The organism is Prevotellamassilia timonensis (genome assembly GCF_021531665.1).
In the GTDB taxonomy this organism is placed as follows: domain Bacteria; phylum Bacteroidota; class Bacteroidia; order Bacteroidales; family Bacteroidaceae; genus Alloprevotella.
This window is the reverse complement of record NZ_JADYUH010000007.1, coordinates 39,082-63,644: the sequence shown is the minus strand read 5'-3', so window position 1 is coordinate 63,644 and position 24,563 is coordinate 39,082. Positions and strand designations below refer to the sequence as shown.

At 50.5% G+C, this 24,563-nt stretch carries 20 protein-coding genes and 2 pseudogenes; 18 read left to right on the top strand and 4 right to left on the bottom strand.

Annotated features, from left to right (window positions below; all coding sequences use genetic code 11):
• Positions 1 to 453: 453 nt before the first annotated feature.
• From I6E40_RS03090 to rfbB, 9 genes are all read left to right on the top strand, one after another.
• Positions 454 to 954 (top strand): hypothetical protein, encoded by a 501-nt coding sequence (locus I6E40_RS03090; protein ID WP_235385442.1) that lies wholly within the window; start codon positions 454 to 456, stop codon positions 952 to 954.
• Between the two features lie 2 nt (positions 955 to 956).
• Positions 957 to 1,664, top strand: a complete 708-nt coding sequence (locus tag I6E40_RS03085; protein WP_235385441.1) for a nucleotidyl transferase AbiEii/AbiGii toxin family protein — start codon at positions 957 to 959, stop codon at positions 1,662 to 1,664.
• A 1,614-nt stretch (positions 1,665 to 3,278) separates the two neighbouring features.
• Positions 3,279 to 3,608, top strand: a complete 330-nt coding sequence (locus I6E40_RS03080; protein ID WP_235385440.1) for a hypothetical protein — start codon at positions 3,279 to 3,281, stop codon at positions 3,606 to 3,608.
• A 54-nt stretch (positions 3,609 to 3,662) separates the two neighbouring features.
• Positions 3,663 to 4,268: a hypothetical protein gene (locus tag I6E40_RS03075; protein WP_235385439.1), complete on the top strand. Its 606-nt coding sequence runs from the start codon at positions 3,663 to 3,665 to the stop codon at positions 4,266 to 4,268.
• A gap of 35 nt (positions 4,269 to 4,303) precedes the next feature.
• Positions 4,304 to 4,567, top strand: a complete 264-nt coding sequence (locus I6E40_RS03070) for a hypothetical protein (protein WP_235385438.1) — start codon at positions 4,304 to 4,306, stop codon at positions 4,565 to 4,567.
• A 274-nt stretch (positions 4,568 to 4,841) separates the two neighbouring features.
• Positions 4,842 to 5,105, top strand: coding sequence for a DUF1016 N-terminal domain-containing protein (locus tag I6E40_RS03065; RefSeq protein WP_235385437.1), 264 nt, complete (start codon positions 4,842 to 4,844; stop codon positions 5,103 to 5,105).
• Positions 5,106 to 5,687: 582 nt separating this feature from the next.
• Positions 5,688 to 6,509, top strand: coding sequence for a KilA-N domain-containing protein (locus tag I6E40_RS03060; protein ID WP_235385435.1), 822 nt, complete (start codon positions 5,688 to 5,690; stop codon positions 6,507 to 6,509).
• 3 nt (positions 6,510 to 6,512) lie between these two features.
• Positions 6,513 to 6,659, top strand: a complete 147-nt coding sequence (locus tag I6E40_RS03055) for a DpnI domain-containing protein (protein WP_235385433.1) — start codon at positions 6,513 to 6,515, stop codon at positions 6,657 to 6,659.
• Positions 6,660 to 6,900: 241 nt separating this feature from the next.
• Complete coding sequence (gene rfbB, locus I6E40_RS03050; protein WP_235385431.1) at positions 6,901 to 8,040, top strand: dTDP-glucose 4,6-dehydratase; 1,140 nt, start codon at positions 6,901 to 6,903, stop codon at positions 8,038 to 8,040.
• A 161-nt stretch (positions 8,041 to 8,201) separates the two neighbouring features.
• Here rfbB and I6E40_RS03045 read toward each other — a convergent pair whose 3' ends face one another.
• Positions 8,202 to 10,340: a S46 family peptidase gene (locus I6E40_RS03045; protein WP_235385429.1), complete on the bottom strand. Its 2,139-nt coding sequence runs from the start codon at positions 10,338 to 10,340 to the stop codon at positions 8,202 to 8,204.
• Positions 10,341 to 10,551: 211 nt separating this feature from the next.
• On the opposite strand from I6E40_RS03045, the pseudogene I6E40_RS11060 reads away from it, so the two are divergent.
• A pseudogene (locus tag I6E40_RS11060) lies at positions 10,552 to 10,698 on the top strand (hypothetical protein); the annotation flags it as partial.
• Positions 10,699 to 10,766: 68 nt separating this feature from the next.
• On the opposite strand, the gene I6E40_RS03040 reads toward I6E40_RS11060, so the two are convergent.
• A complete protein-coding gene (locus tag I6E40_RS03040; protein ID WP_235385427.1) occupies positions 10,767 to 11,000 on the bottom strand; it encodes a hypothetical protein in 234 nt (77 codons plus the stop codon).
• Between I6E40_RS03040 and I6E40_RS03035 the strand changes: the two genes are divergently transcribed.
• The 8 genes and pseudogenes from I6E40_RS03035 to I6E40_RS03000 all read left to right on the top strand — a co-directional run bounded on the left by I6E40_RS03035 (position 10,999) and on the right by I6E40_RS03000 (position 22,119).
• Positions 10,999 to 12,138 (top strand): efflux RND transporter periplasmic adaptor subunit, encoded by a 1,140-nt coding sequence (locus I6E40_RS03035; RefSeq protein WP_235385425.1) that lies wholly within the window; start codon positions 10,999 to 11,001, stop codon positions 12,136 to 12,138. The genes I6E40_RS03040 and I6E40_RS03035 overlap by 2 nt on opposite strands.
• A 45-nt stretch (positions 12,139 to 12,183) precedes the next feature.
• Positions 12,184 to 15,252, top strand: a pseudogene (locus I6E40_RS03030) (efflux RND transporter permease subunit); the annotation flags it as partial.
• Between the two features lie 27 nt (positions 15,253 to 15,279).
• The gene (locus tag I6E40_RS03025) at positions 15,280 to 16,461 is read left to right on the top strand and encodes a TolC family protein (RefSeq protein WP_235385445.1); all 1,182 of its coding nucleotides are present in this window, start codon (positions 15,280 to 15,282) and stop codon (positions 16,459 to 16,461) included.
• 347 nt (positions 16,462 to 16,808) lie between these two features.
• Positions 16,809 to 17,642: an ATP-binding cassette domain-containing protein gene (locus I6E40_RS03020; protein WP_235385423.1), complete on the top strand. Its 834-nt coding sequence runs from the start codon at positions 16,809 to 16,811 to the stop codon at positions 17,640 to 17,642.
• Positions 17,643 to 17,678: 36 nt separating this feature from the next.
• The gene (locus tag I6E40_RS03015; RefSeq protein ID WP_235385421.1) at positions 17,679 to 18,488 is read left to right on the top strand and encodes a hypothetical protein; all 810 of its coding nucleotides are present in this window, start codon (positions 17,679 to 17,681) and stop codon (positions 18,486 to 18,488) included.
• A gap of 83 nt (positions 18,489 to 18,571) precedes the next feature.
• Positions 18,572 to 19,363 (top strand): hypothetical protein, encoded by a 792-nt coding sequence (locus I6E40_RS03010; protein WP_235385419.1) that lies wholly within the window; start codon positions 18,572 to 18,574, stop codon positions 19,361 to 19,363.
• Positions 19,360 to 19,728 carry a GntR family transcriptional regulator gene (locus tag I6E40_RS03005; RefSeq protein WP_235385417.1) on the top strand — a complete coding sequence of 123 codons (369 nt, stop codon included), beginning with the start codon at positions 19,360 to 19,362 and terminating at the stop codon, positions 19,726 to 19,728. Before I6E40_RS03010 ends, I6E40_RS03005 begins: the two co-directional genes overlap by 4 nt.
• A gap of 21 nt (positions 19,729 to 19,749) precedes the next feature.
• The gene (locus I6E40_RS03000) at positions 19,750 to 22,119 is read left to right on the top strand and encodes a TonB-dependent receptor domain-containing protein (protein ID WP_235385415.1); all 2,370 of its coding nucleotides are present in this window, start codon (positions 19,750 to 19,752) and stop codon (positions 22,117 to 22,119) included.
• A gap of 458 nt (positions 22,120 to 22,577) precedes the next feature.
• On the opposite strand, the gene I6E40_RS02995 is transcribed toward I6E40_RS03000, so the two are convergent.
• Positions 22,578 to 23,030 (bottom strand): hypothetical protein, encoded by a 453-nt coding sequence (locus I6E40_RS02995; protein ID WP_235385413.1) that lies wholly within the window; start codon positions 23,028 to 23,030, stop codon positions 22,578 to 22,580.
• A gap of 60 nt (positions 23,031 to 23,090) precedes the next feature.
• A complete protein-coding gene (rodA, locus tag I6E40_RS02990; protein WP_235385411.1) occupies positions 23,091 to 24,548 on the bottom strand; it encodes a rod shape-determining protein RodA in 1,458 nt (485 codons plus the stop codon).
• Positions 24,549 to 24,563 lie beyond the last annotated feature (15 nt).

The following is a 24,563-nucleotide window of genomic DNA, read 5'->3' as shown; positions in this document are numbered from 1 at the left end:
TTTGCCTTCCTCAAATTTTTATTTGCCTTCCTCAAATTTTTATTTGCCTTCCTCAAATTTTTCTTTCCCTTCCCCTAGTTTTTCTTAGCCTTCCCCTAGTTTTTCTTTCCCTTCCCCTAGTTTTTCTTTCCCTTCCTCAGATTTAAGTAATCCTCAAAAAATAACCTGCATCATCTTTGAAAATCTTTTCGGTTCATATTTCCTCACTCATCAGTCACATAGCTACGGCTATGCTCCTTCTTCGGGTGAAAATCTGACCTCGAAAATGTCATTCAAATCTGACGCAACTTATTATTTTCATATTACTAAAAAGAAATTCTTGCATAGTTCATTATTTATAATCACTTTTGCAAACCAATAATACGAATATATGGAATTATGAGTTTGCAAAAGAATGTTCTTGAAGAGATTCTGAGCAGTCCCAGAACAGTTTTCAATGTACAATCATTGAGGATGCTGACAGAGTGCGAGGATAGCCAGAAACTAACCAAGTCGCTACATTATTATGTCAAGGGAGGAAAGATACGCAACCCTCGTCGAGGCATCTATACCAAAGCCACCTACGATGAGAAGGAGATGGCTTGTAGTTTGTTTCGTCCTGCCTATGTTTCGTTGGAGTATGTACTTCAGCGAAGTGGAATTGTGTTTCAGTATGATGACGCTGTGACATGTGTAAGTTATCTGAACAGAATCGTGGAAATTGACGATAAGGCTTACCTGTTTCGCATCATCAATCCGGAACTATGGATTGGCATGGATGGTATTGTGCAGCAAGACAACATCCTGATAGCCACGCCCGAACGTGCTTTCCTCGATATGGTATATCTGAGTGCCGGCAACTGTTACTTTGACAATCTGCACCCTCTCAATAAGATAAAAGTGAAGCAGCTCCTTCCACTTTATCAGTCAAAGGTGCTGACGAAACGTGTTACTGAACTGCTAAATATAAAATAATCATGGACAAGAATAAACATAAATTCTATATGGCGCAGATATTGAGTCTTATCTTCAAAGATAAGGATCTCTGCAATGTGCTGGCATTCAAGGGCGGGACCTCATTGATGTTCTTCCACAACCTCAATCGCTTCTCGACCGACCTTGACTTCAATTTGCTTGATCCGGATAAGCTCGACTTGGCATATGATAAAGTACGCGCTATACTGACTCGCTTTGGCACTATTGACGATGAATCAAAGAAGCCATATGGCCCTGTGTTAGTGCTGAATTATGGCAAGGGAGAGCGAATGCTGAAGGTGGAGATTTCTGTGCGTCAGTATCCCAATCATTATGAGATGCGTTCGTTGGCTGGTACAGACATTCGAGTAATGGTGATGTCTGATATGTTTGCACATAAACTATGCGCCATGGGTGAACGTTTATCACCGCGCGATATATATGATGTGTGGTTCTTCCTGCAGAATCACACAGAGATCAATGAAGAGATTGTCCGAATTAGAACAGCTAAGAGCGTGAGCGAATATACTGCATGGTGTGCTGAGCATGTGAAGGAGGCAAGCCCAAAACTTCTGATGCAAGGACTTGGCGAGGTTCTCAACGATGCGAAGTCAAAGACCTTTGTCAAGAATAAACTCATTGCGGAGACATCTTCTGCACTCGAGCTGTTCTCTGCTTTCCCATTGATAGCGAAACAAATTGGAAGATGAAAGCAATATCATAAATTAATTCTCAGTTCTTGTCATAATTAAACACAAAATGAATAAGCATATGAGACAATTAATGGGCATTAATGGAGAAACATTTCTTGCTGGGAGCGCACCCTTTTTGAAACATTAATGTTCATGAATTGATTCATCAAAAAGCCATTAATTGGTTTTGGAATACGAAACACGCGAAATGTTCAGAATTTAAAAATCCTCATATATAACTTCATGTCAAAGTTTGAAAAGTCCTTCCCTTTAGGGAGGGGTTGGGGTAGGCTCCCAGTTAAAATTTGCCTTCCTCAAATTTCACTTAGCCTTCCTCTCTTTCACTCTTCCTCTCTTTCACTCTTCCTCTCTTTCACTCTTCCTCTCTTTGTCTCTTAGTCTCTTTGACTCTTAGTCTCTTAGTCTCTTTGACTCTTTGACTCTTTGACTCTTTGACTCTTAGTTCCCATGTAGGGTTCCATGTAGGGCTTGTGTAGGATTTTTGGTTCAAACCATACACAGTGCAACGTGCGGAGAATCAGTGAGATAAGAAGAGAATGTAGGGTTTTGTGTAGGGTTTGCAGGATTTTTTGTTCTCTTATATTTATGTAAAGTTCGTTGAAATCTGAAGAATCACGCAGCGTCCGAGACGCCATAATATAAGAGTTCTTTGAAATCGTTGGTATTTAATAGCCTGTGTAGGCGCTTTCCAGACATGCGAATAAATCTCTGTATCATATCCGCATTATTAATCAGCGTCTTTACATTTAGAGACAGAAAGATTCATGCCGCAGCTCCGGGAAAAAACTCGCCACGTTGATAGAGGAGAGTGACATGTTGAACGCAAAATCCAGTGATTCCCTCTTCCGTGACTGGCAATGGGTGAGCCCGGTAAACTGCTTTGCATCGCGGTAAAGATACTCAATCCCTAACTTGGGAATGTAGCTCGGATCGAAGGCGATGGCAATCCTGTGGCGGAGTTTCTCCCTGCAGTACGCAAGGTTATATCTCACTCAGTCAAACTTTTTCCGGAAGTTCTGTCTGAAACGGCTCTCACTGCAGTCGCTGAACAGTGCCATTTGTGTGAAATTCTTATGTTTCGTCATGCTTAGGAAAAGAATTGAAGTAGTGACGAAGAAAGTTTTGAAACTCTTGTGTAACTTTGCAGTGTCATTAAGGGCATCATTGATGATCTTGGTGGGCTGTGCAAGTGGCTGAATTTCCATTAGCAAATTGGTTTGTGAGAAGACTGTTAATTTACTGACTGTTAGTGGCTTGACTTATTTTTTAATACGCTTGTTTTCGGTCTCTTAGACTGTTATTCCCATCTATTTTAAGAATCGTTGTTTATGGCCGTCTGACACGTGTACAAGTTTCTGTCAGAGGTGCTGTATATATGATGTAACATATTATAAATGAATCTATAAACTAAAAAGTAACGAAGTATTGATGATTTATAAATGTATCAAATACTATCTGATACAACTAACAAGAGCCCAAGACGCTTTCAAAGATGCAAACATGAAGGCCTGTGAAATGGGGAAGAAATACCTAAGTGTAATGCATGATGAATATTGTGACGATTTAAGAGGTTTTTCTTCATTTGGTATAATAATGTAACCCCCAACAACTATGCAAATCAATATAAACGATACGACTATTGACTGGCAATTTCAAAAAGCTATCAAATACCTTCCTGTACGTCTCTCAACAACCTTTTTTGAGGGTATTGGAGAATGTATCGCATTTGCTGCTAACAGAGCAGATGGAATGACATGCGATATTACAGAGAATGAAAATTCAGAGATATTCCTTACAGTGATGGATAGTTCATTATATGAGGAATTGAAAAGAGATGTTCTTAATATGGATTACTGGTCACCAAGGAACCACTACAATACAGTAACTGGTTTAGCAGATGGCCGGGTCAGAAAGATTCATCTTGATGGTAGATATTTTTAATTAATATGTGTTACTATGAATATTAACGAAGTCCTAAACACATGCCTTTCAAACATGAAAGCAAGTGCAGATCTTAACGACGTTGCAACAGTGAGTTCAATAAAGGACTTGCTTTCCTGCATTATCGAAAATCCGGTAATTCTCATAAATTGTGCAAACGAAGAGAAATTATCAATTGCCATATCAAGTATTCTTACTTGTCAGTTCTCCTCTGATTATCCTACGTACAAAGATATTAATGTCCGCAATCTTGTGTTTGCAACCTCGTATTATCTTTATATGCATCAACTTGAAACTGGCATGTTTAATGATAGGAATTGGCCAACATTTATTACTCTTCTCCATTATGGACGCAATGAATTTGCGAAATTCATCGTTGACACTAATCCTTTTGCGCCTGAAAGAATGAATAAAATCATGGGAAGACCTATTGACAATCAACGTTCGTTGAATGCTGCTAAAGGTTTGGAATTAACCCTGATGCTTACAGCAAAGAAAAAAGGGTTTTGGATGGAAGAGTTGTCACAATGGTATGAAGAACTTAGTGATGACATGGATGAACTTTTGGCCAATGACCCATTTAGAAAAGAAGCTATCCCTTTATATCAGGGCATAACAAATTATCTAAAAGAAAATGATATAACGTTTGTTAATATATAACATTAGTTATAACACCCTGCTTAAAATACGTATTTATGAGAAAATATGCAACTCAGGCTGAGATTGATTGTATTCCAAATGTGAATTTTAAAAGAAATCAGATTTGTTCAATGTACACACAACATTGCGATTATACCGATCCACAAGGATACTTAATGGAACAATTAGAGTCGAATCCAAAGTTGTTGGCATGGCTTTTTGATGACAATAGCCTGATTGGAAAATCATATCTTTTACTAGATGGTGAACGGTATGAGGCTTTTCAGGATTTTTACAGTTCTTTGGATATCTACGATTAACAATTTCAAGAACTATACAATACCAAACTCTTTCATATGTTGACAAAACCATCTCCAGATGCTATAAAAATGCTCCACTCCATAGAAGAGTTTTTTAATAAGGCTTTTGATTACAACAAGTACACTTGTCCAAGTTTGACATTCCATCCCCTCACATTTGCCTCATGAAATTCCTCCAATCAGACGTGTTCTCGCAGCGTGTTTGCGAGAAAAAGGAAAAAAGTTTAGGACAGTCACGCGTTCTGCACTATCTTCGCAGTGAAATTGAAGCAGAATGGCGTATTCGACCAGGATAGTTTTTATCGTGGAGTTTGAACAAGGTGGCAATGCCAAAGCTAAATATGGAGACAAATTGTTGATTAATCTGTCCAAGGATCTGACTCTACTGAAAGGAAAAGGTTTTAGTCAATCAAACTTTACGTATATGCGCAAATTGTATTTGGTATTCCCAAAATGTGAGACACTGTCTCACCAATTGACATGGAGTCACTACTTTGAACTGCTCAAATGTGAAGACAAGTTGGAGATGCAGTTATAATTATTCATCTTATTAAGATTGACAACAGAATAAGCAGACCCACTGATTTTTAGCAGCAATGCCGATTGTCAGTGGGTTTGTTGTTCCCAAAATGAATCCCACAAGCCATGTTAGGAAGGTTTAGTTCGACGACCGAAGGGTAAGTCAGCATTAGTCCAAGTTTGACATTCCATCACCTCACATTTGCCTCATTGAATTCCTCTAAACAGATGCGTTCTCGCAGCGTGTTTGCGAGAAAAAAGGAAAAAGTTTAGGACAGTCACGCGTTCTGCACTATCTTCGCAGTGCCATTAAGGGCATCATTGATGATCTTGGTGAGCTGGTCAAGTGGCTGAAATTCCATTGGCAAATTGGTTTGTGTGATGACTGTTGATTTGCTAATTATTAGCGGCTTATCAAATTTTTAAAACGCTTGTTTTCGGTCTCTTAGGCTATTCTCATCTATCTTAGTAATCGTTGTTTATGGTCGTCTGACAGGTGTATAAGTTTTTGTCGGAGGTGCTGTGTATATGACGTAACATATTATAAATGAGTCTATAAACTGAAAATTAACGAAGTATTGAACTATAACATCAACTGATTATGGCAAAGAAGGTTACAAATATAGACGTAAAGGACACAACAGTTCGTACAATTAAACACGAAGGAGAGGACTTTGTTTGTATTACAGATATTGCACGCCAGAAAAATAGTGGTGACCCAAATGGTGTAATAGCAAATTGGATGCGCAATCGCAACACGATAGAATTCCTGGGTATTTGGGAACAACTATTCAATCCAAGTTTTAACCCCCTCGAATTCGAGGGGTTTAGAAAAGAGGCAGGACTCAATGCCTTCACAATGTCGCCATCAAGATGGATTGAGGCGACCAATGCAAAAGGACTTGTAGCTATGGCTGGACGTTACGGAGGTACTTACGCTCGCACTGATATTGCCTTTGAATTTGCTTCTTGGATTTCTGTGGAATTCAAACTTTATCTAGTCAAAGAATTCCAGCGTCTCAAGGAAGAGGAACAAAAGCTAATCGGATGGTCAGTTAAGCGTGAACTCTCAAAACTTAACTATCGCATTCACACTGATGCCATCAAACAGAATATCGTGCCAGAAGAAATTGATGCTTATCACAAATCGCTCATCTATGCAGAGGAAGCTGATGTCTTGAATGTTGCTATGTTCGGTATGACAGCAAAAGAGTGGCGCGATGCAAATCCCGACAAGAAAGGCAACATACGCGACTATGCAACCATCAACGAACTCATTTGTCTCTCAAACATGGAGAACTTGAATGCTGTGTTTATCAACGATGGCATGCCGCAGACAGAGAGACTTGTCAAACTAAATCAAGTGGCAATTCAGCAGATGAAGGTGCTTGAAGAATCTGAAAACCGTAAATATTTGAAGTAAGAGATGGATTTGAGACTCAACACATCATTAGCAGAAGGTTACAAAAGTGCTAGCCAAATAGCAAGAGTACTGACTGAAGATTGGTTGGCACGCAACATGTATTGCCCTATTTGTGGTGAAGTAACTATTAGGCGAGCTGAGCCTTGTTAGGAAGGTTTAGCTCGAGGACCGAAGGGTAAGTCAGCATTAGCCCCAGTTTGACATTCCCTCACCTCACATTTGCCTCATGGAAATTCCTCCAATCAGATGCGTTCTCGCAGCGTGTTTGCGAGAAAAAAGGAAAAAGTTTAGGACAGTCACGCGTTTTGCACTATCTTCGCAGTGAAATTGAAACATTCATGGCGGATTGGTCTCCACTTTTCCGCCTCTCACCCTTCAAAAAGGTAGATTCATGAAAACTTATCTCGTCACCGGAGGCGCCGGTTTCATCGGAGCCAACTACGTGAAGTACATTCTCAAGAAACACTCCGACATTAAGGTCGTGGTGCTTGACCTCCTCACCTATGCCGGCTATCTCGGCACCATTGCCAACGACATTGACAACACGCGCTGCTTCTTTGTCAAAGGCGACATCTGCGACCGCGCGCTCATCGACCGTCTCTTCGCCGACCACCGCTTTGACGTGGTGGTGAACTTTGCAGCAGAAAGCCACGTGGATCGCAGCATCGAAAACCCGCAACTCTTCCTTCAGACCAACATCCTCGGTACGCAGTGTCTGCTCGACGCCGCTCGCGCCGCATGGGTCATGGGACGCGATGCAGCCGGCTATCCTACTTGGCGAAGCGGTGTGCGTTTCCACCAGGTTTCCACAGATGAAGTCTATGGCTCACTGGGCGCAGAGGGATATTTCACGGAACAGACGCCGCTCTGCCCGCATTCCCCCTACAGTGCTTCCAAAACCTCTGCCGACCACTTCGTCTGCGCATATCACGACACCTATCACATGCCCGTCAGCATCACTCGCTGCTCCAACAACTACGGACCTTATCAGTTCCCGGAAAAACTCATTCCCCTGCTGATTCACAACATTCTTCAGGGTAAGAAACTCCCCGTTTATGGAAAAGGAGAGAACATTCGCGACTGGCTCTATGTCGAAGACCATTGCAAAGCCATTGACATGGTCATAAACTCCGGCGAAGAGGGAAAAATCTATAATGTCGGCGGTCACAACGAGCGTCAGAACATTCAGATTGTGCGCACCGTCATTCAGACCATCCGCCAAATCATGCAGGAGGAACCTGCCTATCGCAGTCTCATCAAGAAACCCGTGTGCGACGCAGAGGGAAACATTGACATCGATTGGATTAACGAGGACCTCATCACCTTCGTCAAAGACCGACTCGGTCACGACCAACGCTACGGCATTGACCCGACGCGCATCAAGGAGGATCTCGGATGGTTCCCCGAAACACCGTTCGAAGAGGGCATCGTCAAGACCATTCGCTGGTATTTGGACAACCACTCTTGGGTGGAAGCCGTCAGCGGTGAGAACTATCAGCAGTACTACGAACAAATGTACGGAAAGAAATAAGAGGCTTTGGGCTTAGAACGCTCCCCCGGAGCCTCGCTCCCCAGCTGTTCTGACGCATTTTCCAATTATTTTCCGGACGCTATTATTTCGATACAAAAAACAAACCCCGATGATTTCTCGTCATCGGGGTTTGGTTTTTGGGAACTTGTCTGGTGGATTCTTCACTTTCTCAGTTCCAGTTCGTCGAGCAGGTATTTGCTGCCGCCGAATTTGTCGAGGATGAAGAGGATGAAACGCACATCGACGTTGATGCAACGTTGGAGTTGCGGGTTGAACTTGAGGTCACTGCTGAGGCTTTCGATGTTTCCGTCAAAGGCAAGACCGATGAGTTCGCCCTTGTTGTTCAGTACTGCCGAGCCGGAGTTTCCGCCCGTGATGTCGTTGTTGGAGAGGAAGCAGGTGGGCAGTTTTCCGTCTTCGCGGGCGTAGGGTCCGAAGTCTTTGGCGAGGTAGAGTTTTCGGAGTTTTTCATTGATGAAATAGTCGCTCTCCGTTTTGCTCTCCTTCTCAAACATGCCGTCGAGCACAGTGCGCCAGTCATAGCGCACGGCATCGCGGGGTTTGAGGTCGCAGATGTGACCGTAGGTCATGCGCATGGTGAAGTTCGCGTCGGGTGCTTTCGTCCAACCATACATCTCACAAAGTCCGCGGACGTAGATGTGGTTCAGTTCCGCTGCGGCACTGCGGTCGCCTTGTGCCTGACGGAGACGGTTGGCGTATTTTCCAAAGGAGAAGGTGGCGCGATAGAGGAGGTCGTTTTTGAGTGCGGTGGTGTCGGCTGTTTCAATGGCTTTTGCGAGGCGCGCGCTGTCGGTGAAGACGCTTTCCACATACATTTTCCGGGCAAAGGCTTTGAAGTCCATGTCGGCAGAGAGCACGTCGGGGCAGTCCTTGATTCTTTTCTCTTTGAAGAAGATGGGGAGCAGGATTTCTGCGGCTCCGCGGTCGATTTCGGCGTTGAGGGCGGAGCAGTTTTCGGCGCAGCCATTGCGGAGTTTTGTGGCAGCCTCTTCAATCGCATCCTTGTCGCCGCTTTTGACTGCTTTGACGTAGGCATCCACGCACTCCGTGTCGAGGTGTGTGAATCCGGCGTTGAGTGCCATGAAGGCGAGATTGAAGTCGTGGATGGCATCTTTTGTGGCTTCGCAGAGAGAGTCGATGCGGTCGATGATGTTTTCATATTCTTTCACGCCGCTCTTTTTGGCGAAGGCACGGAAAGCAGTCTCTTCTTTGGCTTTGTCGTCGAGGAGGCGCACCTTTTCGACGCTTTCGTTCATGCCGCCGTAGTTCTTAATCATGTTGCCGTAGCCAAAGTGCTGGTCTTCAATCTTGAGGCGCATGGCATCGCTTTGGTCCATGAGTTTCTTGTAGTAGTCAAGCAGCGGGTTTCCGGCAGCGACAATGGGCGCGTTGGAGTCTTGTGTGCGCAGTTTGACTTGAGAGGCGGTGAGATAGCGGCTTGTTCTGCCGGGGAATCCCATAATCATGGTGTAGTCGTTTTCCTTGACTCCTTTGAGGGAGATGGGCAGGAATTTTTCTCGGTGAAGAGGGACGTTGTCGGCAGAGTAGGGGGCAGGCTGTCCGTCTTTGTCTGCGTAGATGCGGAAGACGGCGAAGTCCGCGTTTTGGCGCGGCCACATCCAGTTGTCGGTGTTTCCGCCGAACTGTCCGACGTTGTTGGGCGGCGTGGCAACGAGACGCACGTCAAGATAGGTTTGTTCGTAGAAAAGATAGAAGCGGTTGGCGGCGTAGAAGGGATAGATTTCAGCGGTGACGCCTTTGGTCTTCTTGTACTTTCCTTTTTTCAGCATTTTTTTGGCGATGGGTTCAAGGAAGCGTTGGCTCTGCATGGTGTAGATGTCCTTCTTCTGCTTGGCGCCTTCTTTCCGGATTTGCTCCGTGACATCTTCAATGCCGATGATGAAGGTGAAGGTGAGGCTCTCGGGGGAGCGAAGTTCTTCGCTTCGGCTTTGTGCGAAGAAGCCGTCCTTGATGTAGTTGTGATTCAGGTCGGACATCTCGTGGACGTAGGAGAATCCGCAATGGTGGTTGGTGAAGACCAGTCCATCGGGGCTGACGATTTCTCCGGTGCAGCCGCCGCCGAAGATGCCGATGCAGTCGCGCAGCGAGGGTCCGTTTTCGTTGTAGAGCGCCGAAGCCGGCAGTTGGAGTCCCGCCTTGCGGAGGGAGTCTTCAAGATGTTGCTCCTCCATCATTTTGAGGAACCACATTCCCTCGTCGGCACGTACTTGTGTCGCAAAGCCGAGCACCACGAGGAGGGAGAGAAGGATTTTTTTCATTTTGCGTATATATAAATAATAATGTGTAGTGTCGAAGAATCTGCAGTGTCTTCGTAGAATTATTTTTCGGGCGCGAAGTTACGGCTTTTGTCCTGAACAGCGGGCACAAAATCCCGTTCAACTGTGCCTCAACGTTAAAACACCGCAAAAAAGCGCTGTTTCTTCGCGCGGTTCCGCTTTTTCGCAGCAAAAAGTCCTATCTTCGCCGTCAATGAAACCGCATCGCTTTCACTTCCTTCCCTTTTTCGCCGCCCTGCTCTTATTGCTGGTCGTTGTGTTTCCGCATCACCATCATGCGGAAGGAGGCACGTGTTTCGCCCTTGAATGGTGCGAAGAGGACGGAAGTTTTCTCGATGAGCACACTTCCCATGGCGGGGAAACCGTTCCCTGTCATCACCAAGCGGTTTGGAAGATGCAGCCCACGGCTCAGCGCCAGTCGTTCACTCCCGCGCCGACACCTTTGCCTCCTTTTTGTCTGGTCGGAGAGAGCGTGCACGTGCCGCTTCCTATATTATTATATGTGTCTGCTCCTCGGGAGTGGCAGACTCCTTCTTCCTTGTCAACTCCCCTTGGCGCTCCGTCGTCGCGTCGCGGTCCGCCGGTTGGAATGTGTTTGTCCTGAAAGAACCCACATTTTTCAACCCTAATTTCCCTTCCCATGAAATTTCCTTTCCTTTGGGCGGCGGTTCTGATGACCGCTCCGCTCTTGTGGTCTTGCCATGCCTCTTCGCATGACGAGCATGGCAGCCATGACCATGCCCCAAAAGCAGAAACTCACGCCGACGATGAGATTCTTCTTTCCTCCGCCCAACTCGCTGAGGCTGGCATTCAAACTGAAACCGTGTGCCCCGGCTCCTTTGCCGAAGTGATTGAAGTCGCCGGTAAAGTGATGCCGACCACAGGCGGCGAACAAACAGTCTGTGCCACCCTCGCCGGCATCGTTTCGCTGACTTCTTCGCTGACCGAGGGCAGCACTGTCAAGGTGGGTCAGCCGCTGTTCCACATCGACGCCTCGCGGCTCGGTGATGGTAACCCGGTCGGTGTTGCCCGTGCCGAACTGTTGGCGGCGGAGCAGGCGTTGGAGCGTGCTGAGAAACTCTTCCGCGAGGATCTCATCTCGCGCAGCGCAGTGGAAGAAGCCCGCCGACGTCACAGCCAGGCAGCGTCCACTGTTGCCGGATTCGGCGGTGCCACTCGCTCGCGCAGTGTCGGTGCTCCGATGGCAGGCTTCGTCAAATCGTTGCTCGTGCAGCCCGGCGCCTACGTCGAACTCGGTCAGCCGTTGGCAGTTATCAGTCAGGACCGCCGCCTCCTTTTGCGTGCCGACGTGCCGCTTCGTCATTCCGCTTTTCTTTCCTCCGTGCGCACCGCCTCGTTCCGCCTTTCGTCCGACCGTGAGGCTCGTTCGCTCGACGCGCTCAACGGAAAATTGGTGGCGCGCGGCAGTTCTGCCGATGCTTCCGCCGCAAACTGCGTCCCCGTCACTTTCAGTTTTGACAACAGCGGCGACATTGTGTCGGGCACCGCGGCGCAGGTCTATCTGAAAGGCAACGAGCGCGGCAATGTCCTCACCGTTCCGAACGCTGCGTTGGTTGAGGCGCAAGGTCTGTTCTTTGTGTATGTCCAACTTCATGCCGGCGCGTTTTCCCGTCGCGAAGTGAAGGTGGGTGCGACCGACGGACTGCGCACCGAAATCACCGACGGACTGAAAAGTGGCGAGAAGGTGGTCACGGCGGGTGCCTCACGACTCCGCATGGCTGAAAATGCGGGCGCCGTTCCCGCGGGACACAGTCATTGACGTCGGAGAAAAAGAATATGTGGTATAACGTAAATCCAGAAACTCATGCTGAACAAAATCATATCTTTTTCTCTTCGCAATCGCCCGTTGATTCTTTTCTTTTCCGTTCTGCTGATTGTGGCGGGCACTTGGACGGCAAGGGAGATGGAAGTGGATGTTTTCCCGGATTTGACCGCCCCCACCGTCGTTGTGATGACCGAGGCACGAGGCATGGCGGCAGAGGAAGTGGAGCGTCTTGTCACGTTTCCCGTCGAGACGTCCGTGAACGGTGCGACAGGAGTACGGCGCGTTCGTTCCTCCTCGACGTCCGGCTTCTCCGTCGTCTGGGTCGAGTTCGATTGGGGCTTTGACATTTTCCGTGCTCGACAGATTGTTTCGGAGAAATTGACAACCGTCGCCGGAGAACTGCCTTCCGGTGTTTCTTCTCCCGTGATAGGTCCGCAGTCCAGCATCATGGGCGAAGTGCTGTTCGTTGGTCTCACTTCCGACTCCCTCTCTGCCTTTGAACTTCGGAACCTTGCAGATAGAACCCTTCGCCCCCACCTCCTCTCTTTGGGCGGCGTGGCACAGGTCGCTGTCATCGGCGGTGGCGTGCGGGAATATCAAATTCTTGTGCACCCCGAACTTTTGTCGCAGCATCGTGTGACGCTCTCCGATGTGATTTCTTCCGTTCGCGAGATGACGCTCAACGCTCCCGGCGGAACGATGGAAGAATTTGGGAATGAATATGTCGTTCGCGGTGTTCTCTCGACGCGTAATCCCGAAGAACTGAAGCAGGCAGCCCTCAGCGGTGCCGCTCCCGGCGTCACGCTTGGCGATGTGGCAGAGGTGAAAGTCGGTGCGCGCGAACCCGCCATGGGCTGCGCCTCGGTCGAGGGTAAGCCTGCGGTCATTCTCACCGTCACCAAACAGCCCGGCATCGACACCCGCGAATTGACCGCAAAACTTGATGCTGCCGTGGAAGACATGAAGCGCAGTGTTCCCGCCTCCGTCACTTTCCACACCCGGCTCTATCGCCAGCAGGATTTCATTGATGCCTCCATCGGTAACATTCAAAAGTCACTGCTCGAAGGCGGCATCTTTGTCGTGCTCGTGCTTTTCGTCTTTTTGATGAATCCGCGCACGACCTTCATCTCGCTCGTGACCATCCCGCTCTCTTTGCTGGTCACCTTGCTCGTACTGAAACTCATGGGGCTGACAGTGAACACGATGTCCGTCGGTGGCATGGCGATTGCCATCGGGTCTTTGGTGGATGACGCGATTGTGGACGTAGAAAATGTTTTCAAGCGGCTTCGTCAAAATGCGCGTTTGCCGGAGGCGTCGCGTCGCTCTCGGTTGGAAGTGGTTTTTGAGGCTTCGAAAGAGGTTCGTATGCCCGTTTTCAACTCCACGCTCATCATCATCGTCAGTTTTATTCCTCTCTTTTTCCTGGGCGGCATGGAGGGAAGGATGCTCGAGCCTTTGGGCATCAGTTTCATCGTCAGCCTTTTTGCCTCGACGCTCATTGCGCTGACACTGACGCCCGTTTTGAGTTCCTACTTGTTGAATCCCGACCGCGAGACTTGCGAGCCGCGCTGGGTGGTGGCTTTGCAGCAAACCTATCGTCGTGTGCTTTGGCGTGTGCTTCGCCTCCCCAAGGAAGGAATTTGGGCAATGACCGTTGTGTTGTCTTTGCTGACCATTGTCCTCGGGTTTAGTCTCGGTCGCTCCTTCCTTCCTCCTTTCAACGAAGGTTCTTTCACCATCAATCTCAGTGCTTTGCCCGGCACGACGCTTGAAGAGACCGACTGCATCGGTCGGCGTGCCGAAGAAATTTTGCTTCAGATTCCTGAGGTGAAACACACGGCACGAAAAACCGGGCGTGCCGAACTCGACGAGCATGCGCTTGGCGTGAACGTTTCTGAACTGGAAGTGCCTTTCGAACTTTCAGACCGCAGCAAAGAAGAACTCGTGGCGGACATTCGTCACCGCCTTGAAGTCTTCTCCGGCGTCAATGTGGAAATCGGGCAGCCCGTTTCCCATCGCATTGATGCCATGCTGTCCGGCACGAAAGCCGGTGTGGCGATAAAGATTTTTGGTCCGGAACTCCCACGTCTTCATTCGCTCGGACTGCAGGTGAAAAATGCCCTCTCGGGTATTGAAGGTATTGCCGACTTGAACGTCGAGCAACAAGTGGAGCGCCCGCAGATTGACATTCGTCCTCGTCGCACGCTCCTCGCCGCCCGTGGCATCACACTCCCAGCTTTCTCGGAGCATGTGGAGGCTTCCCTCGGTGGTCTGCGCGTCGGTTCCGTCCAAGAAGACGGTTTCCCGAGTGACCTCACGCTTCGTTTCGCCGGCAGCGGTGAAAGGAGCGTGGAGGACATCCGCCGTTTGCCCGTCAGCTGTCCCGACGGAACGACCGTCCCGCTTTCGGATGTGGCTGACGTGGTTTTGACCTCCGGTCCTCACAGTATTTCCCGCGAGAATGCCCGGCGCAAAGTGGTTGTTTCTGCCAATGTCACCGCCGACGATGTCCGTCAGACGGTGGACGCAATGAAAGCCGCGGTGGCAGAGAAGGTCAAACTTCCCGAAGGCTATCAGATTGAGTTCGGCGGACAATTTGAGAGCGAGGCACGTGCCTCCGCTCTGTTGTCCTGGCTGTCCGCGGCAAGTGTCGGAATCATATTTCTCTTGCTCTTCGGTCAGTTCCGTTCTTGGCGCCACGCCTCCATCGTGATGCTGGGTCTTCCGCTGGCGTTGCTGGGCGGCGTCGTGACGTTGCTGGTGACCGGACAGGTCCTCAGCATCCCTGCCCTCATCGGATTTGTCTCCCTCTTCGGCATCGCCACCCGCGGCGGCATGTTGCTCGTGGAGCGCTATCGTTCTCTCTCCGCCGGGCGCGCTTTGACGCGTCGCATGGTGGTGGAAGCCTCTGCCGACCGCCTGCAACCGATTCTCATGACCGCGCTGACTTCCGCTTTGGCGCTCATCCCGCTGGCTCTCGGTGGAGACCTGCCGGGCAACGAGATTCAAAGCCCCATGGCGTGTGTGATTCTCGGTGGCTTACTGACCGGCACGCTGCTTAATCTCATTCTCATTCCCGCCTTGTTCTGTCCGCAGCCTCGGCGGAAACCTCGTCACTCTCTCAGACTTCCGTTCATGAAACAGACTTCTCTCTTTTTCCTTTTGTTTTTCATTCCTTTGTCTTCTCCCGCCCAGAGCACCGATTTGTGGCACACGATTGAGCGCGAGAGTCCCACTCTTCGTGCCGCGCGCTCCAAACTTCAGGCAGGTCGCGCCGCCAGTGATGCCGAGGTGCGATGGGATGACCCCGAGGCAGAGGTGGCTCATTTTGCCGGCTCTCCCAAGGGAACTCCGGCGCGGACGAACGTGAACGTGTCCCAGAGTTTGGATTGGGGTATGCTGACCGGGCGGCGCCGGAAGGTGGCTCAGGCAGCCGACAGCGTGGCTTGGGGAGACTATGTGCTGACCCGCTACGACCTTCACTGCCAAGCGCGTCGCCTCATGGTCGAAGCAGTTTTTCTGAATCGTTTCTGCTCCGAACTGCAGAACCGTGTGAAAACCGCGGATGGCATTCTCCAACACGCGATGCGCAGAAAAGCACTCGGCGAAGCCACCTCGCAGGAAGTGTCAAAGGCACGCTTACAATTGCTCATGGCACAGACAGAACTGAAACGGCAGGAAGCGCAACGCCGTGACGTCATGGCGCAACTTTCGCAACTGGCAGACGGCGCGGAGGTGTGCTTCCGTGACACGACCTATGCGCTCGCCGCCCTTCCAACTCTTCCCGTCGTGGAGCAGGCTGCCGCCGTGCATCCCGCCGTGCTGAAGGCGAAGCGGGAGGTGGCTTTGGCGGAAAGCGAGCATCGTCTTTCAAAGGTGCTGAATCGCCCGACGTTTTCCGTCGGCTTTGCCGGAGAATACACTCGCGAGGTGCGCTACAGTGGCGTCAGCCTCGGCGTCACCATTCCGCTTTGGGGCAGGGGACGCGCCGAGAGTCGTTCGCGCCGGCTGGCAGCCGAGGCTGTTCGGACGGACATGGAGGCGACCGAGATTCGCCTTCGCCGGGACGTGACGCGTTCGTGGGAAGAAGCGCGCTCGCTTTGGGAAACGGCGGAGGAACTCACGGCGGAGCAATTCCGCTCGGAAGGTGTGGCGAAGGTGCGCCGCGCCTACGAAGAGGGGCAGCTCTCGCTGACGGACTGCCTGTTGGAAGTCACGTTCTACGATTCCGCCGTCACCGCACAATTGGAAGCGGAGCGCGATGCCCAGCTCGCCGCCTCCGACCTTGCCGTTTTGCTGTCCGAATCGTCTTTCTGAGATTTCTGTGAAGCACGCTTCGCACCGCGCTGCGGCGCGTGGGTCGTGCCGAGCGTTTGGTCTGTTGAAATCACTGAAACGTGTTTTTGTTTTGGGAGGTGCAGTGTTTCGCTGCGCCTCCTTTTTTTAGTACGCTTCAGCCCGTTCTTGAGGGTGCAAATTTCAGGCTTCGACCCTTGGTCTGAGAAAAAATGAGGGAAAAATGAAATTTCTTCGCGTTTTTCTTGGTTGGTAATTTGGAAGCCTCTACTTTTGCAGTGTACTATTTAAGTAGTACAGTGGTTCGCCTATCGCGCGACGGCGGGCTTTTTATCAAGATTCATCAACCAATAAACCAAAAAGACACGATGTTACAGATAGAAAACATCTCCTTCAGTTACGGCAAACGCCGCGCCGAAGTGTTTCACGATTTCAGCCTTTCGTTCGAACCCGGTCACATCTACGGTCTTCTCGGAAAGAACGGAACCGGCAAGAGCACTTTGCTCTATCTCATCTGCGGCTTGCTTCGTCCGACGTCGGGCAGCGTCACGTTTGACGGCAAGGATGTCAAGCTGCGCCTTCCCGAAGTTTTGCAAGACATTTTTCTTGTTCCCGAAGAGTTTGAACTTCCGAATGTGACCATGGAGACCTATGTGAAACTCAATGCTCCTTTCTATCCTCGCTTTGACGCCGCGATTCTTCAGCGTTGTCTTGAAGCGTTTGAACTGCCTGCCACGTTGAATCTCGGTTCTCTTTCCATGGGTCAGAAGAAGAAGGCTTTCATGAGTTTTGCACTTGCCACCCGCACCCGCCTTCTCATCATGGACGAACCGACCAACGGTTTGGACATTCCTTCCAAGAGCATTTTCCGCAAGATTGTTGCGCAGCACATCTCCGATGAGCAAGCCGTCATCATTTCCACCCACCAGGTTCGTGACGTCGAGATGTTGTTGGACCACGTCGTTATGATTGAAGGGTCGTTGGTTCTTTTGAATCGCAGTATGAGCGAAATCAGTGCTGCCGTGCGTTGTGAGCAGCGTTCCATGAGCGAGTCGTTGGAAGATGCGCTTTATGTGCAGCCCAGTTTAGCCGGTAACGCCGTGCTCGTTCCCAACACGAACCCCGACGATGAAACGCCCGTGAATCTCGAACTGCTCTTCTGTTGTGCCGAGTCAGGCAGTCTGCCGGAGAGTTTGAAGTGATGCTGTTTTCATTTGTCTCATTCAATTTTCCTCAAAATGAAACAATTCAGTTTTCAAAGGTTCGCACAACTCCTGCGCCTTGACATCCGATTGAATCGCTACCTTCCCGCCATGCTTGGCATTTTCCTGGGCTATTTCTTTGGTTTTGTCGGCATCTATTGGAAGCTGGTCAATCCCCCTGACATTTCGTTGGAAGTGTTGGAAGACGTGCTCGCTTTTTCCGCTTCGCGCTACTGTTTGGTTCTGACGGTGCTCTATGTGTTGGTTGCAAGCAGCATGATGTTCACCAACCTTTCCACGAAAGACTCCCGACTGAAGTTTTTCATGTTGCCCGCCTCCAATTTGGAGAAGATGGCTTCTCGTTTTGTTGTGGTCTTATTATTTGGTGTGGCTTGGCCTCTTGTCGCCTACTTCTTGGCAGATCTGCTTCGCGTGGGAGTGCTTGCCGTGTTGGGCGTGAGCAGTGGTTTTTCCTTCTCAGCCGTTGGCGAGATGTGTCGCCAGGGTTGGCAAGTTTTTGCAACCTATTTTTCAGACGGTTTCCAAGGCAATCTTTCCTCCCTTTACAGTGGTTTGGACATTGTGTTTGGTTTGCTCATCGTTTGGCTGTGTCAGGTGGCGGGCGGTTTGATTTTCCGTCGTCGCGCCTTTGTTTTCACCAACGTTCTTCTTTTCTTTATCCTCTTCACGCTGTCTTGGGTGGCTTCCTCGGTGGACTTCGTCACTGTGTGGCTGAACTGTCACGCGGACGCCTTTGAATTGTTTGCGACCGTCTTTCTTGGACTTCTCACCCTGTTCCTTTTGAGCTTGATTCCCTGGCTTTTCTGTCACAAGCAAGTTCAGTGAAGAACCGTTTTCCCTTTTCTCCCTTTTCGGAATCTTCTCTTTTTGCGTTTTCATTTTTGCAAAAATCTCACATTCTTTTCCTCATGACACGTCATCTTTTCCTCCACGAACTTCTGAGCCAATGGCGCAAAGGGCTTCTCATCTGCGGCGGCATGATGGTTGCTTTCAGCGTGGCTCTTCTCTTCGCCTGGATGGTGTCCGACGGGCGCGACGGTTTGCTGGGCGCTTTCCTCACCATTCTTTTGTCCGGGCTTTTCTTTGTCTATTCAATTTCTCAGACATTCTCTTGTCTTCGCACGAAGCAGGGGCGCATTTCCTTCTTCATGTTGCCGGCTTCTCTTCGTGCCAAGTTTGGGGTGCGCATTTTGTTGCACACGCTGGGCGCCGGTCTCGCCATCTTGTTGAGTTTCACTGTGGCAGAGCGTCTTCTTGTTCTTTTGCTCACCTTCTTTGACTTTGAGGTGGTGAGTCCTTGGGGCGCTCTCGTTGAGAGTTTCGAGTCCTTTTTCCGGCTTCCTCATGTCGAGGGTCACATCAATGCTTTGGGCGTGATTTCCCAGGTTGGCACCGTCACCAATTTTCTTTTTGTTTGTTCCGCCAATCTTTTGGGCAGCGTTTGTTTTCGCAAGCACTCTTTTGTCCAGACGCAGTGCATTCTCTTTTTGCTTTTCACGGGTTTTGTCTTCCTGATGGGCGTCTATGTCGGTTTGCATCCCCAGACGCGCCTTGTCACTGACGACGTCGTGGTTGCTTTTTCTTCGTTTTTCATTTTCCTTGAACTCCTGGCGACCGTGGCTTGTCTGTGGGGCTGTTGGCGTTGGTTCGGACGCCTGCAGGTCATTCCGCGTTCTCACCTCAAAATTTTCAGCTTATGATTTTCAAAGACGGACAACCCATCTATGTTCAAATCGCCGAACGCCTTTGCGACGAGATTCTTTCCGGAAGTTATGCGCCCGACACCCGCGTTCCGGGCGTGAGAGAATACAGTGCGCTGCTTGAAGTGAACGCCAACACGACAGTCAAATCCTACGATTTGCTCTCTCAGCGAGGTGTCATCTATCAGAAGCGCGGCATGGGATATTTCGTGGCTGCCGACGCGCTGAAGCTCATCCTTGATGCGCGTCGTTCCCGCTTCATTTCAAACACACTTCCGGACTTCATTCAGCAACTTCAACAACTTCAGATTCCTTTCTCAGAAGTGGAAAACGCCTATCGCGAAGCCACTGAAAAGAAGGGTTAGCCTTTAAAAACACAGAGAATAATGAAACGTTATCTTCCTCTCTTCGTTTTCCTTTTGCTCATCATCATCTGTTTGCCCGCGTTGGCTCAGACAAAAGGAAAAGTCGTTGATCCGAAAGGCAACCCTGTTGCTTTCGCCAACGTCGTCAGCCTCCAGCCGAAGGATTCGGTTGCGCTGGCAGCCTCCCTCAGCCGTGAAGACGGCAGTTTTGAATTTCCCGCCGGCACTGCCGTGAAACTGCTCCGCGTCAATGCGCTGGGCTATGAGACCCTCTTCTACAATCCCGCCACTGCCTCGGCAGGAGCGACTCCCGCGATGCTCACCATCATCCTCAAGCCGCTTCATTCTCAGCAACTGCGCGAAGCCACCGTCACCGCACGCCGCCCCGTCGCCAGACTGGAAGGCGATGCCATTGTCACAACCGTTGAGAACACCACCCTCACCGAAGCGGGCACTGCACACGACGTTCTGCGAGAGGTGCCGGGCATCATCGACAAGGGAAATGAAGACGGGTCGCTCGAAGTGATTGGTAAAGGGAAACCGGTTTACTATATCAACGGGCGACAGGTCAGAGACTTGAAGGAACTCAAGCAGCTCCAAAGCAGCGACATCAAGCAGGTTGAAGTGGTCACCACACCCGGCGCGCGCTACGATGCAAGCGTCAATGCTGTCGTCAGAATCCGTACCATCAGAAGAAAGGGCGAGGGATTCGGTGTCAGTGCTTCAGAGTATTTCTCACAAGGAAAGTACACCCAAAGTTCGACCCACGTTCGCGTCAACTATCGTAAGGACGCGCTTGACGTCTTTGCCTCTGCGGGTTTTAGCGCAGGGCGCTGGTTTTGGAAGAGTTTTTCCGCTCAGAACACCATTCTCTCTCCTTCCGAGTCGTGGCGCTTCCCGTTGACGCAGAACGTGACCTCCAGAGACCGTGACATTCCTTTCGGATTCGGATTGAACTATGAGTTGGCAGAGGGTCACACGATTGGTTTCAAATATGACTGCCACGTCTCACCCACTGAGAAGGGAGGAGGCGAACTCAACTCTGACGTGGTTCACAACGGCGTCGTCGAAGACCACCTCACAAACGTACTTTCCCAGGACAAGGACAACGATTTGACCCACACGCTCAATGCCTACTACGTCGGAAAACTCGGCAAAGGCGAATTGTCTCTCGACGCAGACTTCTTCGCCTCCGGCGTCTCCACAACCAGCGCTCAGAACGAAACCAGTCAGACGGGAGAGGAGAGACCGCCGTTCACCACGAGGGGCGATATCTCCAACCGTCTCTTCGCGGCAAAGGCGCAGTATGAGTGGCCCTGGCTCGGGGGAAAGGTGGCACTTGGCTCACAATTCTCTCAAACCAACCGTCACGACGACTATTATGTGGACATCACCCTCCCCGGCGTCACGTCTGCCAGTTCAAAGCAGGTGGAAAGAATGGCAGCAGGTTTTGTGCAATACTCCACCTTCATCGCAAAACGCTACAGCCTCACCGCGGGCGTCCGCTTTGAACACGCTGCCTACGAATACTTCCAAGACCAAAAGAAAGTGGCGAGCCAGTCACCGACCTACAATAATTTCTTCCCCTCGCTCTCTCTCTCCACTGCCTTCGGAAAAGGAAAAAACGCCGTGCAACTCATGGCGGCATACACGGTCAAAACCGTGAGACCGAGCTACGCTCAACTCTCCAACAACGTGACCTACGGAAACCGTTTCCTCCTTCAAGGCGGTAACCCCAACCTTAGACCCTGTGTGCACCACGATTTGACTTTCACCTCCGTCTGGAAATGGCTGCAAGTCATGGCAACCTACAACCACGACAAGGACGGTCATCTCTGGTGGGGTACCTCCGTCCCAGGGAACGAGGAGGTCACAAAAGTGAGTTATGTGAATAAGACGTTTGACCTCGTCAAACTCATGGTGACGCTCTCGCCCAAGTTCAATTTCTTCCGCCCCACGTGGACGCTCGGCTTCACCCAACATTTCCTCAAGATGGAAGCCGCCTCCGCCACGCGTGACTTCAACAATCCGCAGTTCTTTGCGGTGCTCAACAACGACTTTGTGTTGCCGAAGGACTTCACGTTCGGTGTGAAATACACGTTCATCGGTTGTGGAAATGCAGAAAACACACAAATCATCGAACCGTTGCACTATTTGGAGGCTTCGCTTTCGCGTTCCTTCTTCAAAAAGTCTCTCACCGTCAGAATGGGCGTCCGCGACCTCCTCTACAGGCAGATGAACATGCGTCTCTTCATGGAAAAGGGTTTCTTTGAGCAGCACGGGCAGGGTGACACAAGAAAATTCTTTGTCAATTTGAACTATAATTTCAACGCCATGCGCGACCGCTCCAAGAGTAAGAGCGAGGTCGAAAGCGTCATCAACCGAATGTGACGCCACTCTTGCGCCGAACGGCGACAAGGGAACTGGAAAAACATTGTGTGTGGCTTCCGAGGTGCATCCCCGAGTAGCTGAATTTCAGAGAACAAGCCGTCAGGAAGGCTGTGTGCCCGAAGGAGTTTTACTTCGAGGGCATGCAGCCTTCCAATCTTTTGAACGGGCGGTGCGCAGAGGCGCAAGGCTGACATTGGTCAGTCAAGGGGAGAGGTGTTCGGGGCGGACGGCATTCTCTGCCCGTCTCGCCGTCTCCATCGCCCGCCCGTTGGTCACTTATGCATGACGCAAGCGACTGCGCCGCTTTGAACGTAAAACAAAAAACAAAACTTTGTCACACTTTCCTTAGACTTTGTCACACTTTCCTTAGGACTCGTTACTTACCGTCTCTCGGGCGTAAGTAACCAATTGGCGCGCAGGTTCGTTTTTTCTTTTCTTTGTGCTGTGTTCCCCTTCGCTCAGATGCCGAACTGCTGTTCGCTGACGCCGTCTTCAAGTCCGACGGCATAGCCCTCGCGATAGCCGCGGACGTAGTCCTGTCTTTCCTTTCGTCCGACGAAGTTGTTCGTTTCGTCGTAGGTGGCTTTGGGCGTGTCGTTCGCTCCGTCATCGCATCCTGCGGCATAGCCGTCCTCGTAGCCCGCCTCGTAGGGGTTGCGTCGGTCACGACCGAGGAGCGTGTCCGGGAGCGGCGACATGACGGTGTCGTTCACGGGCGGAAGCACCACTCCGGAGTCCAGCGTGGTGTCCGGACGTGCCACGGAGGCTGTGTCCACGCTTTTCTTTTCGCGTCGCAGGTTTCGGTCGTCGGCACCCGTCTTTTTCAGGAAGACGATGCCGACTGCCAGGACGGCGATGAGAATCAACCAGATGAAATAGTGTCCTTTGTTCTGTGGATTGGAAGAGGTCATGTGAGATGGTTTGTTTTGAAGGGGTGTTTGTGGTGAGCGACGCCATTTTTTCATGGGGCGTCAGGTTCGTTTTCGTCCCGCATCGATGCGAAGGAAAATGAAGAGCATGAGCGTGAATCCCCAAAGCGAGGAGCCGCCGTAGCTGAAGAAAGGGAGCGGGATGCCGATGACGGGCGTCAATCCCATCACCATGCCGACGTTGATGAAGACGTGGAAGAGGAGGATGCTCAGGACGCAGTAGCCATAGACTCTTCCGAAGGTCGAAGTCTGGCGTTCCGCCAAGTAGATGAGACGCAGGATGAGGGTCAAGAAAAGCAGGAGAACGCCTGCCGAGCCCACAAAACCCTGTTCCTCGCCCACGGTGCAGAAGATGAAGTCGGTGTCTTGCTCGGGAACATATTTGAGTTTTGTCTGTGTGCCGTTCATGAATCCCTTTCCCTCAAGTCCTCCCGAGCCGATGGCGATTTTGCTTTGGTTGACGTTGTAGCCTGCGGCGCGGTCATCTTCGTTCATGCCGAGCAAAACTTGGATGCGTGTTCGCTGGTGCGGTTCGAGCACCTCGTTGAGCGCGAAGTTGGAAGTGTAGAGGAAGGCGGTGCTCCCGAGGGTGAAGAGAGCGATGAAAAGTCCTGTGTTCACGCGCTCGCCGAGCCACTGCCAAAGCATCTGTCCCGTCATGGCGAGCAGCAGAGCCAGCAAGACCCACGAAACGTCAAAGGGAATGATGAGCGTTGAAACCAACAGCGAGACGACCGTGGCAGCCAGTCCGATGCGCAAAAAGAGTGGGGCAGTTCGGCTGCGGGGATGATAGACCTGAAGCATTCCGAGTGTGAAAGCCCAAATGAGCAGCAAGACTGTGAACTCGCCGACGGAGGACAGGGTGCCCGGCAGTTCCGTCTCGCCAAAGCGGATGCCGACGACAAAATAGACCACCGCCGCGACGGCAGTGAAAAGGAAGCAGCCGGGCATTCCCTCACGATAGAACATGAGGAAGAAGGCAAGATAGACCAGCGCGGAACCCGTTTCCTTCTGAAGGATGATGAGCACCATCGGCAAGAGAATCAGAGCGGCTGCCCTCAAAAAGCATCGCATGTCGGTCATCGTGAAACCGTAGCGGTTCAGAAGCTTGGCTACTGCGAGCGCCGTGACACACTTGGCAAACTCCGCGGGTTGAATGTTGCAAAACCCGAGATTGACCCATGAGCGGGAACCTTTGATGTCCTTGGCGATGAAGGGTGTGACGAGAAGCAAGAGCATCATCAGCCAGTAGAACAGGTCCGCCGTCATGTCAAAATATTTGTCGTCCGTCATGAGCACGAGAAAGCCCAAAACGAAGGCGCAACCAATCCAAACGATTTGTTTTCCCGTGCGAACCTCCCAGGCAAAGAAGTCCGTGTCGCCGGTTTCGTGGGTGGCGCCGCAGATGCTGAACCAGCCGCAGACGAGCAGAACCACATAGAGCAGGACCACGAGATAGTCCACGCGCAACAACGGAGATTTTGTTTTGATTTCTGACATGTTTGAAAGGTGGAA